The 13,945-nt window shown below is 68.4% G+C and carries 9 protein-coding genes and 4 pseudogenes; 4 read left to right on the forward strand and 9 right to left on the reverse strand.

The features are described from left to right. Positions 1–211: 211 nt before the first annotated feature. From L1066_RS27790 to disA, 3 genes and pseudogenes are all read left to right on the forward strand, one after another. Positions 212–286, forward strand: a pseudogene (locus tag L1066_RS27790) (hypothetical protein); the annotation flags it as partial. Between the two features lie 89 nt (positions 287–375). Further along, entirely contained in the window at positions 376–1,599 is a 1,224-nt protein-coding gene (radA, locus tag L1066_RS14115) for a DNA repair protein RadA (RefSeq protein WP_312007811.1), read from the forward strand. Positions 1,600–1,702: 103 nt separating this feature from the next. Then, positions 1,703–2,788 (forward strand): DNA integrity scanning diadenylate cyclase DisA, encoded by a 1,086-nt coding sequence (gene disA, locus L1066_RS14120; protein ID WP_235736928.1) that lies wholly within the window; start codon positions 1,703–1,705, stop codon positions 2,786–2,788. An 87-nt stretch (positions 2,789–2,875) separates the two neighbouring features. On the opposite strand, the gene L1066_RS14125 is transcribed toward disA, so the two are convergent. Beyond that, positions 2,876–3,724, reverse strand: a complete 849-nt coding sequence (locus L1066_RS14125) for a hypothetical protein (protein WP_235736929.1) — start codon at positions 3,722–3,724, stop codon at positions 2,876–2,878. Between the two features lie 63 nt (positions 3,725–3,787). Here L1066_RS14125 and L1066_RS14130 point away from each other — a divergent pair, with 63 nt between their 5' ends. Then, positions 3,788–4,651 (forward strand): HhH-GPD family protein, encoded by an 864-nt coding sequence (locus tag L1066_RS14130; protein WP_235736930.1) that lies wholly within the window; start codon positions 3,788–3,790, stop codon positions 4,649–4,651. A gap of 165 nt (positions 4,652–4,816) precedes the next feature. On the opposite strand, the pseudogene L1066_RS14135 reads toward L1066_RS14130, so the two are convergent. From L1066_RS14135 to L1066_RS28700, 8 genes and pseudogenes are all read right to left on the reverse strand, one after another. Further along, positions 4,817–7,374, reverse strand: a pseudogene (locus L1066_RS14135) (ATP-dependent Clp protease ATP-binding subunit). Positions 7,375–7,521: 147 nt separating this feature from the next. Further along, entirely contained in the window at positions 7,522–7,656 is a 135-nt protein-coding gene (locus L1066_RS26805; RefSeq protein ID WP_283095432.1) for a hypothetical protein, read from the reverse strand. Next, entirely contained in the window at positions 7,653–9,518 is a 1,866-nt protein-coding gene (locus L1066_RS14140) for a hypothetical protein (RefSeq protein ID WP_235736931.1), read from the reverse strand. The genes L1066_RS26805 and L1066_RS14140 overlap by 4 nt, the downstream gene beginning before the upstream one ends. Positions 9,519–9,597: 79 nt before the next feature. Next, a pseudogene (locus L1066_RS14150) lies at positions 9,598–11,072 on the reverse strand (TIGR03032 family protein). 284 nt (positions 11,073–11,356) lie between these two features. Further along, positions 11,357–11,686 (reverse strand): histone-like nucleoid-structuring protein Lsr2, encoded by a 330-nt coding sequence (locus L1066_RS14155; RefSeq protein ID WP_235736933.1) that lies wholly within the window; start codon positions 11,684–11,686, stop codon positions 11,357–11,359. 90 nt (positions 11,687–11,776) lie between these two features. Next, on the reverse strand, positions 11,777–12,547 hold the full coding sequence (locus L1066_RS14160; RefSeq protein ID WP_235736934.1) for a type III pantothenate kinase: 771 nt from the start codon (positions 12,545–12,547) through the stop codon (positions 11,777–11,779). Between the two features lie 4 nt (positions 12,548–12,551). After that, positions 12,552–13,573: pseudogene (gene nadC / locus L1066_RS14170) on the reverse strand (carboxylating nicotinate-nucleotide diphosphorylase). Continuing rightward, positions 13,471–13,794 (reverse strand): hypothetical protein, encoded by a 324-nt coding sequence (locus L1066_RS28700; protein WP_376707682.1) that lies wholly within the window; start codon positions 13,792–13,794, stop codon positions 13,471–13,473. Before L1066_RS28700 ends, nadC begins: the two are co-directional and overlap by 103 nt. Positions 13,795–13,945: the final 151 nt, after the last annotated feature.

Raw genomic sequence — 13,945 nt, forward strand, 5'->3', positions numbered from 1 at the left:
GCGACACCCTCGGCGGATCACCAGCAACGTAGGGAAGTTCGGCTCCGGGCGGGCAGTTCCCATCGTGCCGAATTAAAGTCTTGGCCACGGTCGGCAGCGATTGTGGGAGTCCCCGTTGGGCGAGGTCAGTGCATCGTCGGAGGACTTGGTCATGCCCGACGGAGCCGAAGGGCTGCCGCTGAGTGTCGGGACCCAGCCCTAGGCTCGTGCCATGAGCACCGCACGCAAGTCCCGCCCCACCTACCGCTGCAGCGAGTGCGGTTGGGAGACCAGCAAGTGGGTGGGCCGCTGCGGCGAGTGCCAGGCCTGGGGGTCGGTCGCCGAGGCGGCCGTGGTCACGGCACGGGTGACGGCCTCCCCGTCAGCGCGAAGGCCGTGCCCATCGGCCAGGTCTCCGTCGAGGAGTCCCGGATGCGCACCAGCGGCGTGGCCGAGCTCGACCGGGTGCTCGGCGGCGGTCTGGTGCCGGGGGCCGCGATCCTGCTGGCCGGAGAGCCCGGCGTCGGCAAGAGCACAATGCTGCTCGAGGTCGCTGCCCAGACAGCTCGCGGCAGGCGCCGCACCCTCTATCTCACCGGTGAGGAGTCGGCCTCCCAGGTGCGGCTTCGAGCCGACCGCACCGGTGCGGTGCACGACGAGCTCTACCTTGCTGCCGAGACCGACCTCGGCGCCCTGCTCAGCCACATCGAAGAGGTCCGACCCGAGCTGATCGTGGTCGACTCGGTGCAGACGATCAGCGCCAGCGGTGTCGACGGGGTGCCGGGCGGCGTGAGCCAGGTCAAGGAGGTCGCGGCGGCGCTGATCCGGGTGGCCAAGACCCGCAACATCACGACGGTCCTGGTCGGTCACGTCACCAAGGAGGGCAGCATCGCCGGGCCGCGGGTGCTCGAGCACCTCGTCGACGTGGTGCTCCACTTCGAGGGTGACCGCAACTCTCGCTTCCGCATGCTCCGTGCGGTGAAGAACCGCTTCGGGCCGGTCGACGAGGTCGGCTGCTTCGAACTCGGTCCCGACGGCATCGAGGCGGTCTCCGACCCCACCGGCCTCTTCGTCGAGCACCATGCCCAGCAGGTTCCCGGCACCTGTGTGGCCGTCTCCATGGAGGGGCGGCGACCGTTGCTGGCGGAGGTGCAGGCGTTGGTCGCGATGACGCAGTCCGAGAAGGTACGCCGCACCACGTCCGGGGTCGACTCCTCGCGGGTCGCGATGGTGCTCGCGATCCTGCAGCAGCACGGAGGCATGAAGCTCTCCGACCGCGACGTCTTCGTGGCGACCGTGGGCGGTGCCAAGATCCTGGAACCGGCCACTGACCTCGCGGTCGCCCTGGCGCTGGCCTCCTCCCTGCACCACCGTCCCCCGCCGGCCGGGCTGGTCGCGATGGGCGAGATCGGTCTCGCGGGTGAGTTGCGCCGGGTCCGCGACCTGCCACAGCGCTTGGCCGAGGCCGCCAGGCTCGGATTCAAGTACGCCGTCGTTCCCACCAAGGCGGCGGCAGGCACCCGCGAGAGTATGGTCGACGGCCTCAAGGTGCTCGAGGTGCCCGACATCGCCACCACCTTGCAGATGCTCGGTTTCACCGGGCAGACCAACACCCGCTGAGGCCGGACCAGCCGGGGCGCGCCGAGGCGAATCTCAAGCGACGGCGCACGCGTGTGCTGCGTACACTGAGGCGACTCACAGACATGCACTGAACGGGGACGGCGTGGCCAACATCGAACAGGCGGACGAAAATCTCCGGCTGCGGGCAACACTCTCGTCCATCGCCCCGGGCACACCGCTGCGTGACGGGTTGGAGCGCATCCTGCGAGGCCGCACCGGTGCCCTGATCGTGCTCGGCACCGACAAGACCGTCGAGTCGATCTCGACGGGCGGCTTCACCCTCGACGTACCCTTCACCGCCACGGGCCTGCGCGAGCTCGCCAAGATGGATGGCGGGATCATCGTCGACGCCGACGTCACCAAGATCCACCGGGCCGCCGTCCACCTGATGCCCGACCACACGATCCCCTCCGAGGAGACCGGCACCCGGCACCGCACGGCCGACCGCGTGGCCAAGCAGACCGGGTTCCCCGTCATCTCGGTGTCGCAGTCGATGCAGATCATCGCGGCCTACGTCGGCAACACCCGCCACGTGCTCGAGGACTCCGGCCAGATCCTGTCGCGCGCCAACCAGGCCCTGGCCACCTTGGAGCGCTACAAGACCCGCCTCGACGAGGTATCGAGCACCCTCTCGGCCCTTGAGGTCGAAGACCTGGTCACGGTGCGCGACGTGGTCGTCGTTGCCCAGCGTCTCGAGATGGTGGTGCGCATCGCCCGCGAGATCGAGGACTACGTGCTCGAGCTCGGCTCCGACGGTCGGCTGCTGTCGCTGCAGCTGGAGGAGCTCGTGACCGGCGTCGACGGTGAGCGCGAGCTCGTGATCCGTGACTACCTTCCCAGCGGCCGTCGCAAGAAGAGTCCCGAGGAACTCGTCCAGCGCATCGAGTCGCTCAATGCCACCGACCTGGTCGACCCGGCGTCCGTTGCCCGGGCCCTCGGTCTAGGCACCAGCGAACACCTCGACGGCGCCGTCGCCCCGCGTGGCTACCGCCTCCTCGCCAAGGTCCCCCGACTCCCCGCCTCCGTGGTCGACGGCCTGGTCGAGCACTTCGGCACCCTGCAGAAGCTGCTCTCCGCCGGCATCGATGATCTGCAGGCAGTCGACGGCGTCGGCGAGCTCCGAGCTCGCAGCGTCCGCGAGGGCCTCTCCCGCCTCGCCGAGTCCACGATCCTCGAGCGCTACGTCTGAGTGTCCGACATGGATCGTCCCTAACAGATTTGTAGTTTTCGGCCAGAAATCTACAAATCTGTTAGGGACGATCCATGATTTTCGGGGTCAGGGCTCCTGGGCACCGTTGCCGGAGGCACGTTCCTCGGTGGGGGTGCTCGCGTCGTCCGAGGGCTGGTTCCTCTTCTTCTTCTCGGCCTGCTCCTGGGCCTTCTTCTTCTGCTTGGCCTTCTTCTCGGCGGCCCTCTTCTCGGCGGCCTTCTCCTTCTTCGTCTTCTTCGGCTTGCGGGTCTTGGTGATGACCTCGGGCTTGGCAGCGGTCAGTTCGAAGTACTGGTCGGTCGGCTCGCCGCCGAAGGTTGCGGAGATGGCGTGATAGCCGCCGGGCATCGCCCAGCCACCCAGCACGCAGCCCTCCGACGAACGGCGTCCCTCCTGCCAACCGATCGTGACGACGGCCGGTTCCGCACGACGGACGATGACGTCGTGGCTGCCCAGCGCCTTCCCGCAGTGCTGGCTCGACCAGATCAGGTCGTCTCCCGAGGTGATCTTGAGCGCCACAGTGCGCTGGGAGACCACGAAGGTGCAGGCCGCCCGGTCGGTGGTGAGTTCAAGCGGGATCTCGATCACGTCGGCGCCGGCAGGCGTGCTCTTGAGCGTCGCACCGATCGACACCTCGGCGGGGTCACACGGCCCGTCGGGCGCGGCGAGCACCGGCTTCTGCTGCTTCTTCTTTTTCTTCTTCGGCTCATCCGTCGAGGCGTCGTCGGTCGGCTGCACCTGTTCCGAGGTCTTCCCCGAGGCCTGGCGAGCCGTCGCCTTGTCGTCGCCGTCGGAGCCACCACTGAAGATCCGGGTGAGCGTGAAGACCAACAGGAAGACGACGCCGAGGACGACCCCGCGGCGTACCCAGTAGACCCGGGCCGGCAGAGGTCCCCGAGGGCTGATCGTGCTCATGCCCCCACCGTAATGAGACGGCGTCGACGGATCGGGTTGCCACTCCGCCCTAGGATGCACGCGATGAATGAGCTGCACAGCCCCGTGCTCGACTGGTACGACGAGGCCGCCCGCGACCTGCCGTGGCGTCGTCCCGAGGCATCCGCGTGGTCGGTGATGGTCAGCGAGTTCATGCTCCAGCAGACACCGGTCAACCGGGTCCTGCCCGTCCACGCCGCGTGGCTCGAGCGCTGGCCGACGCCAGCCGCCCTCGCCGAGGAGGAGGCAGGCGAAGCGGTCCGCGCTTGGGGCCGGCTCGGCTACCCACGCCGGGCTTTGCGGCTGCACGCCGCCGCGACCGCCATCGTCGAACTGCACGGCGGCGAGGTCCCACGTGATCGCGACGACCTGCTGGCCCTGCCCGGCGTCGGCGACTACACCTCTGCCGCGATCGCCTCCTTCGCCTTCGGGCAGCGGCACATCGTGCTCGACACCAACGTGCGCCGCGTCTTCGCCCGGGTCATGGACGCGACCGAGTTCCCGCCCAACTCCGTCCGCCGCGCCGAGCGCGATCTCGCCACGAGCCTGCTGCCCGACGACGAGCCCACGGCCGCCACCTGGAGCGTGGCGGTCATGGAGTTGGGCGCGCTGGTCTGCACGGCCAACAACCCCACCTGCGGCATCTGCCCGGTAAGCGACCGGTGCGCGTGGCTGGCGGCTGGACGACCGGCGTACGACGGCCCGCCCCGCAAGGTGCAGACGTACGCCGGCACCGACCGTCAGGTGCGCGGACGCCTGCTGGCGGTGCTCCGAGACGCACCCGGTGAGGTGCCCAAGGCGAGGCTCGACCAGGTGTGGCACGAACCGGTCCAGCGCGAACGAGCGCTGCAGAGCATGCTCGATGACGGCCTCGTCGTCCGACGCGGCGACCACTACGCGCTGCCCTGATCCCAGTCCGGTGGCGGCTGAGGTCATCGGACCACGTTCTGGCCAGGCACCCCGCCCGGCCTGGTCTCGACGGGCTCCACCATCGGTCCGCGCACACGAAAGACGCCAGCCGCGGACCCATCGGGCCCACGGCTGGCGTCGTGACGTGCTGTTCGGTTCAGCCGATCAGGCGTCGCCCTCTGCCTTCGGCAGGTCAGGGGCGCCGGTCTCCTCAGCGGACCCGAGCGCTGCTTCCAGCGGCGGGGTGTCGGGGAGCGGGCTGACCTTCTGGCCGACGAAGCTGAAGGTCTGGTTGGGCGCCTCGCCGACCACGTCGACGAGCACGATCTGCCCAGGTCCGACCTCTCCGTAGAGCATCTTCTCGGCCAACACGTCCTCGATCTCGCGCTGCACGGTGCGCCGCAACGGGCGGGCACCGAGCACCGGGTCGAAGCCACGCTTGGCGAGCAGCGCCTTGGCGGCCTGGGTGAGCTCCAGCGACATGTCGCGGTCCTTCATCCTGGCCTCGACCGAGGCGACCATGTTGTCGACCATCGCGACGATCTGCTCCTCGGACAGCGGCGGGAACACCACGATCTCGTCGACACGGTTGAGGAACTCGGGACGGAAGTGCTGCTTGAGCTCCTCCGACACCTTGCTCTTCATCCGGTCGTAGGACCCCTGGGTGTCACCGGCCTGGTTGAAGCCGAGGCTGACGCCCTTGGCGATGTCGCGCGACCCGAGGTTGGTGGTCATGATGATGACGGTGTTCTTGAAGTCGACCACCCGGCCCTGCGAGTCGGTGAGCCGGCCTTCCTCGAGGATCTGCAACAGCGAGTTGAAGATGTCGGGGTGGGCCTTCTCGACCTCGTCGAAGAGCACCACGGAGAAGGGCTTGCGGCGCACCTTCTCGGTGAGCTGGCCGCCCTCTTCGTAGCCCACGTAGCCGGGAGGCGATCCGAAGAGCCGGGACACGGTGTGCTTCTCGGAGAACTCGCTCATGTCGAGCTGGATGAGCGCGTCCTCGTCACCGAAGAGGAACTCGGCGAGCGACTTCGACAGCCACGTCTTTCCGACACCGGACGGACCGGCGAAGATGAACGAACCGCCGGGACGCTTCGGGTCCTTCAGGCCGGCACGGGTGCGACGGATGGCCCGGGAGAGAGCCTTGACGGCCTCCTCCTGGCCGATCACCCGCTTGTGGAGCTCGTCCTCCATCTTGAGCAGTCGCGTGGACTCCTCCTCGGAGAGCTTCACGATCGGGATGCCGGTGGCGACGGCGAGGACCTCGGCGATGAGCTCCTCGTCGACCTCGGCGACGACGTCCATGTCACCGGCGCGCCACTGCTTCTCGCGGTCGGCCTTCTTGAGGATGAGCTGCTTCTCCTCGTCGCGCAGCGAAGCAGCTGCCTCGAAGTCCTGGCCGTCGATGGCGGCTTCCTTGCGCTGACGCACCTCGGCGATCTTCTCGTCGTACTCGCGCAGGTCCGGCGGAGCGGTCATCCGGCGGATCCGCAGCCGTGAGCCGGCCTCGTCGATGAGGTCGATGGCCTTGTCGGGCAGGAAGCGGTCGGAGATGTAGCGGTCGGCGAGGGTCGCCGCCGAGACCAGCGCCTCGTCGGTGATGGTCACCCGGTGGTGCGCCTCATAGCGGTCGCGCAGACCCTTGAGCATCTCGATGGTGTGCGCGATCGACGGCTCAGCGACCTGGATCGGCTGGAAGCGGCGCTCGAGCGCAGCGTCCTTCTCCAGGTGCTTGCGGTATTCGTCGAGCGTGGTGGCGCCGATCGTCTGCAACTCACCACGGGCCAGCATCGGCTTGAGGATGCTGGCGGCGTCGATGGCGCCTTCGGCAGCGCCGGCGCCGACGAGGGTGTGGATCTCGTCGATGAAGAGCACGATGTCGCCGCGGGTCTTGATCTCCTTGAGCACCTTCTTGAGGCGCTCCTCGAAGTCACCGCGGTAGCGGGAGCCGGCCACCAGGGCTCCGAGGTCGAGCGTGTAGACCTGCTTGTCCTTCAGCGTCTCGGGGACGTTGCCCTTGACGATGTCCTGGGCCAGGCCCTCGACGATGGTGGTCTTGCCGACGCCGGGCTCGCCGATGAGCACCGGGTTGTTCTTGGTGCGTCGCGACAGGATCTGCATGACCCGCTCGATCTCCTGCTCGCGCCCGATGACCGGGTCGAGCTTGCCCTCACGCGCGTCCTGGGTGAGGTTGCGACCGAACTGGTCGAGCACCAGCGACGACGACGGCGTCTCGCCGCCGGAGCCGCCGGTCTGGGCACCAGCCGTGGCGCTCTCCTTGCCCTGGAAACCGGAGAGCAGCTGGATGACCTGCTGGCGGACCCGGTTGAGGTCGGCGCCGAGCTTCTGCAGCACCTGGGCCGCGACGCCCTCGCCCTCACGAATGAGGCCGAGCAGGATGTGCTCGGTGCCGATGTAGGAGTGGCCGAGCTGCAGCGCCTCGCGCAGGGACAGCTCGAGCACCTTCTTGGCACGGGGGTGAAGGGGATGTGTCCGCTCGGGGCCTGCTGGCCCTGGCCGATGATCTCCTCGACCTGTGCGCGCACGGCCTCGAGGGAGATGTCGAGGGACTCGAGGGCCTTGGCGGCCACGCCCTCACCTTCGTGGATCAGCCCGAGCAGGATGTGCTCGGTGCCGATGTAGTTGTGCGAGAGCATGCGGGCCTCTTCTTGGGCCAGCACGACCACCCGCCGGGCTCGGTCTGTGAACCGCTCGAACATCTCTGAGTGCCTCGCAATCTGGTGTCGCCACTTCTGCACAGGAAAGGTGCAGACGTGGTGTCAACGTCTGGCTCCACCCTACGTGTTCCCACCGACTGCGCCGCTCCGGTCCGCTCTCAGCGAACACGACGCAGCCGGCGTACGTCGTCAGGTGAGCTTGACCTTCACCTTGCGGGTGGTCAGGTTGCCGGCCAGGTCACGGAAACTCACGGTCACCACCGCCTTCACCGCTCCCTTCTTCTGCACCGCCTTCGACACCGCCTGACGATGCTTCTTCTTCACCGACAGCTTCCACAACCGCTTCTCACCGCCGGCGGCGACCCCTTTGCCACCTTCAGCGGCACCGGCGACGCCTTTCCCTTGAAGATGACCGACCCCGTCGCACGCAGCTTGACGTGCTCCTTCGCGCTCGCCTTCACCTTCACGCGCACGTTGCCCTTCGGCTGCTTCTGCTTCCCAGCGGCCTTCACCCGCGCTCCCCGGACCACGGAGTCCACGGTGGTCCGCCACCACTCCTGGCCGTGCGTGCCGTCGTTCGCCAGGAACCACACCCGACCGGCCGCCGACGTCAGGCGCGCCGGAGAGGAATCCTTCTTCCCGGGGTTCACGTCGCTGACCCGGCCCGTCCCCTTGGGGGTGCCGTCCGTCGACCACAGCTCCGCACCGTGGGACTTCGTGTGCGCCGCGAACCAGACCCGGTCGCCCGCCGCCAGGAGGTCGTCGAACTGCCCGTCGGCGAAGGGCCCCTTGACGTTGTGCAGCGGCCCCTGGTCACCCTTGCCGAAGGCAGTCAGGCGTTTGGTGCCCTTCGCCGTCCCGTCGGTCGACCACAACTCCCGTCCATCCGACTTCGTGTGGGCCGCGAACACCCGCTGGCCCGTGGGGAGCTGCTCGCTGAGCGACCACTCGTGGAGCAGCCCCTTTGCCCCCTTTGGGAAGGAAGTCAGGCGCTTGGTGCCTGCGCTGGTCCCGTCGGTGCGCCACAACTGCGTGGTCTTCCCGATCGTCACGGTGAAGAGCGGCGCACCAGCGGCGTCTGCTCCTGCGGCAGCGGACCAGCTCGAGCCCTTCGCCTTCGGGAAGGACTTCAGCTGCTTCGTCCCCTTCTCGGTGCCGTCGCTCACCCACCACGCCCGGGCGGGACGCGACGTACGGAAGACCAGACGACCGTCGCCGAGCGGGGTCAGGTCGTCGAGTCTTCCTGGATAGCTGCCCGTGCTGGCGTCAGGCTCGAGGTCGATCACCTTGCGGGTGCTCTCCTTGGTGCCCTCGGTCCGCCAGAGCTCGTTTCCGCCTTCCGCATCAGAGCTGAAGTACAGCGTGTCGCCGACCACCGTGGTCTGCCTGACACCCCAGTAGCCGTCGCCCGACACGAGTTCGTAGGTGCCTTCGTCGGTGAGGTCAGTGACCCACAACGCCGAGCTGTCGTCGTAGTAGTCCATCGCCATGACGACCTTGTCGCCGAGCGGGGCGAAGCTGTGGAAGGCGTAGTAGCCGTCCCGGACGTCGACCGCCTTGCGGGTCCCGGCCACGGTGCCGTCGGAGACCCAGATGTCCTCGCCGCCGAAGTAGTTCGACTCCGATTCGTCGACGCGCGAGAAGATCAACGATCCGCTGACCACGGCAAGGTCGCCCGTCGTGTCGTCGTCCGACATCGTGTCGTGCGCGGAGGTGAGTCGCTCGGTCCCTGAGACCGTGCCGTCGCTGATCCACAACTCCTCGGTGCGTTCACCGGCAGCCGCGGCCGTGAAGAAGAACTTGTCTCCGAAGGGAGTTACCTCGTCGATCGTGGCCTCATCGACGAGCGGTTCATCGAAGACCCGCACCGGAGTACCGTCAGGGTCGGTCCTCCACAACACGTCCTGACCCGGTGCCCCGCCCTGGAACAGCAGCGAGTCCTGCCACTGCGCCAACCAGCCGACTTCGAGGTTTCCGGCAGGATTGGCGTCACCGACCAGCTCCACCGGCCCCCTGTCGGGAGCAGCAGCTGCGACGGGGACCGTCAGGCCACTGCTGAGCAGACCCGTCACACCGACGAACGTCGCGCCGGTGATCAGCGCCGTGCGCCGAGCCTGTCGCGCTTGGCTGGCTGCTGCCTTTCGGCGCCGGAGCAGCCGCTTGCGTTGCCGAAGGCCCATGGCCATCCTCCCGAGTCAATGAACTGATGGCTCACTATAGGAGTGGCCACCGACCCGGACCGGGAAAAGACGAAAACAGATCGTGTCACCGGGGTTCTTCCGGGCGCGGCACCGTCCACGAGGTGCGCGCCAGGTCACTCCCCCACTCGGCCACCTCCGGATGCTTCACACCCGCCAGCACCGCCACTTCGAAGAGCTCCTGGATTCGGTCCTCGAAGGTCACCGAGGCGGCCACGCGCCCGGTTGTCAGCTCGATCGCCCAGACACCGCACTCGAGGTCGCCGCGTTCGGCGATCGGTAGCCCACCGAACGTGACGGTCTCCCGCACCTGGGAGGTGCCCACGAAGGCGAAGCCGCGATGGATCCCCAGACCGCGGGTGAAGCCGGGAAGCTCCGCGACGACAGCCGTCTCCCCGGTCTCCGGGTCGACCGCGAGCAGCCGGCCGCGCCCGGACTCCAACACATAGAGCTTCCCTCGTGCCAACGCGGCGAGTGCGGCATCGAGAGTCCCTCGACCAGCACCTCCCCCGTCGGCACCTTCATCAGCACACCGCCGGACGCCTTGCCGGGGCGCCAGCCGCCGGCTTCGTCGGAGACGCCGAGGGCCGTGGCATAACGCGGCAGCCCGTCGACGATCGCCATGCCGTTGAGGTGACATCGATCCTCCGGCGCCAACGCCGTGATGAAGGGCGGTTGCCAGCGCGGCACGAAGCTGTGTTGGGCGTCGAGCGTGGCCAGGCAGCTGAACTGGGTCGCCACCGCCCACAGTCCGTCGCGACCGACGCCGAGGTCGTGCACGGCGATGTCGCCGGTGACGTGCGAGTTGCGTGGCAGGTAGCACGCGTCGTACAGGCCCTTCGGTTCGAGCCCGGACGCCGCCTCGGGAAGGTCACGGTACTCGAGGATCTCGGAGCGGATGCCGACGGCGAGCCCACCGGGAAACACCGCCATGCCCATCGGCCGGTCGAATGCCCGTAGGTGCACCCCGAGTCCGCCGGGAACTGCGCGAAGGGAGATCAGGCGATCGGTCTGGTAGGTCGAGACCAGGAGGGAGGAGCCGAGCCGTCGCAGCAGGGAGGCCAAGCCGTTGTCGAGCGCCGTCAGACCGCTGTCGCCACTTGTCGGCAACAGGCTCGGTCGCAGCGCCGGAACCCTCTCGCGCACCTTCGCGTCGAGCGCCTGCAGCTCCTCCGCGTCAGCAAGAACCACCGATCCACCATCCCTGCTCGGGAGCAACCGGACGGCGCTCTTCCGCCACACGTTGGAGATACGCCGCGACCAGCCCAACCCGAGCGCCCGGAAGAGCCGCTGCAACTCCTCGTCGGGCTCGGCCAGCAGCGACTCGATCGCGACGGTGACGCAGCGATCATCGGGGAGCGCCTCCGCTCGGGAGAGGAACTGCCGGGCTGCCCGCGCCCACCCCTCGGCTGCAGCCTCCGCGTCGCCCGCCTCGGCGAGCACCGCCTCGGGGGATCGGTGGACCTGCACCACGATCGCGTCGGGGAAGAGGTCCAGAAGCGTGGCGAGCTCCCGCTCCGGGTCGGACAGCACGGCGATCATGCGTGGGCTCGCATCGCCCGGCAGCCGCGACCAGTCGATCCCCGAGCGCCGCTCCTCAAGGGCAGCTTCGAGGCGCGAGGACACCGCTCCACCCGCCGCTGACACCTCCGCCACGACGGCGGTCGCGTCCCACGCCCCGGGCGAGGCGAGCAGTGCGGGCACGAGGTGCTCCGCACCGTTGCCCGGTGCTCCCACGACGAAGATCGGCCGATCTCCCACGCCGACGACGGGCGTCGTGATGGGGGTGTCGTGCTCGGTCACGGCGTCCGGCTCTGACGACTACGTCAGTGGGCGGCGTCGTATGCCTGGCGGATCTCGGCGGAGACCCGACCCCGCTCGGAGACCTCGTAGCCGTTGGAGCGCGCCCAGTCACGGATGTCGGAGGGCGACGGGCCCGATGCGGCGGCACCGCCCGACCGGCGCCCGGTGGTACGACGACCGCTCACCCGGCGTGCGTGGCCGACGTAAGGAGCCAGCGCCTCACGCAACTTCTCGGCATTGCCGGCGGTCAGGTCGATTTCGTAGTTGACCCCGTCGAGAGCAAAGGTGACGGTCTCGTCAGCGTCGCTCCCGTCAATGTCGTCGACCAGGATGATGTTGACCTTCTGCGCCATTGTGAACTCCTCATTTGCCGGTTGCGACGAAACGCTTCACCAGCATCATGTCACCGAGACACATTCGTCCAAACCTCAAAACTCGGCAATTCAGGAGTTTCTGGCAAAGACGAGTTCGAGTCCCCGCAGTGTCAGCCATGGCACGTGTGCGGTGAAGCTCGTGCATTCGGCCATCACCAGTGGTGCTAGATGGCCTGTGGCGATCACATTCACGTCGGCCACGTCGGCACCCAGCTCGGCAATCATCCGTGCCACGAGACCGTCGACCTGTGCAGCGACGCCGAAGACCAGACCTGATTGCAATGCTTCGACAGTGTTCTTCGCGATCACCGAACGCGGTCGCAACAACTCAACCTTGCGCAACTGGGCGCCCCGACGCCCCAAGGCCTCGAGGGAGATCTCGATGCCCGGCGCAATCGCCCCACCGACATATTGACCTTGGGCCGTCACCACGTCGAAGGTGATCGCGGTGCCGAAATCAACGACGACGCTCGCACCGTCGAAACCCTTTGCTGCGGCGAGTGCATTGACGATCCGATCGGCGCCGACTTCACGGGGATTGTCGGTGAGCACCGGGATTCCGGTGCGCACTCCCGGCTCCACCACCACAGAAGGAATGTCGGAAAAGTGCCGATCCAGCATTTCTCGCCACTCGTGCAGCACCGCCGGCACCGTCGAGCACACGGCGATGCCCGTCAATTCACACGGATGCTCGGCAAGCATTCCACGCACCAGCAGGGCCCATTCATCACTCGTGCGACGCTCGTCGGTCGCGACCCGCCAATGCGCCTCCACCTCGCCGTCGGCGATCAGGCCGAGCACGGTGTTGCTGTTGCCGATGTCGACCGCCAGGAGGGTCATGGCGTCAGCTCCCGACCGGCCGCAGGTCCATGCCCACGTCGAAGACGTCGAACGAGTGGGTCAGCGCACCGACGGCGATGAAGTCGACACCGGTGGCGGCCACGTCGGCCGCGTTGGCCAGGGTCAGGCCCCCGACGCCTCGAGGGTCGCCCGGCCGGCAGTGAGGCGGACCGCCTCACGCATCTGGTCGGGGTCCATGTTGTCGAGCAGCACTTGGTCGGCTCCCGCATCGAGCACCTCGACCAACTGCTCGAGCGAGTCGACCTCGACCTGGATCGGCACGGGCGGCTGCGCATCGGCGTAACGCTCCTGCACGGCCCGGAAGGCAGCGACGACCCCGCCGGCCGCCAGCACGTGGTTGTCCTTGATCAGCGCCTGGTCGGAGAGGGACCCCCGGTGGTTGACGCCACCACCGCAGCGGACGGCGTACTTCTCGAGCAACCGCCACCCCGGCGTGGTCTTGCGGGTGTCACGCACCCGGGCACCGGTGCCCGCGAGGGCGGCGACCCAGCGAGCGGTGTCGGTGGCGACGCCGGAGAGGTGGCACAGGAAGTTCAAGGCGGTGCGCTCGGCGACCAACAGCTGCTGCACCGGCCCCGTGACGGTGAGCACCGTGGTGCCGGGAGCCAGCGCCGTACCGTCTGCGACCGGGCGCTCCACCACCGCATCGGCCCCGACGACGTACCGGAAGACGAGCTCGGCGACGGCGAGACCGGCGACCGTGCCCTCCTCACGGTTGACGAAGTCGGCGGTGCCCAGCTGGTCGGCGGAGATCGTGGCCGCGCTGGTGACGTCCTCGGTCGGCACGTCCTCGTCGATCGCCCGCACCACGTCGGCGAAGACGTGCTCGGGGTTGAGACCCGACGCTCGCAGCTCCTCGACCAAGGCGGCCGGGAGTTCGGCGTACGGGAGACGGGCGATGCTCACGGGGTTGCCCCTTCCAACTCGGTGTCGGTCGCTGGGCTCCGCCGGAACTCCCGGTGGAGCCGACGATCGACGAGCGTGACGTCGTGGTGCCCGGCGCACGCGATGTCGTCGCGCTCGGGGTGGTCCTCACGCCAGTGCGAGCCGCGGGTCTCCGGGCGGGCGAGTGCAGCCCCGGCGAGGGCCAGGCTGACCTGCAGGAGGTTGGTGGTCTCCCATGCCGGCACGCCGACCTCGGCACCGTCGTCGAGCAGCGTGCCCAGCGCGCCGAGGGCCTCGCGCAGCCCCGCCTCGTTGCGCAGTACGCCGACCAGGTCGGTCATCACGGCCTGCGCCTGCTGGCGTACGTCGTCGCGCACGATCCCGGGCACCCGCAGATCGGGGACGGGGTCGCTCCAGGGGCGGAGCTCGACCGGCAGCACCTGCGCGATGCGGCGGGAGAAGACGAGCCCCTCGAGCAGTGAGTTGGAGGCC

Origin of the sequence: Nocardioides alcanivorans (assembly GCF_021555175.1) — a bacterium.
Classification (GTDB): Bacteria; Actinomycetota; Actinomycetes; order Propionibacteriales; family Nocardioidaceae; genus Nocardioides; species Nocardioides alcanivorans.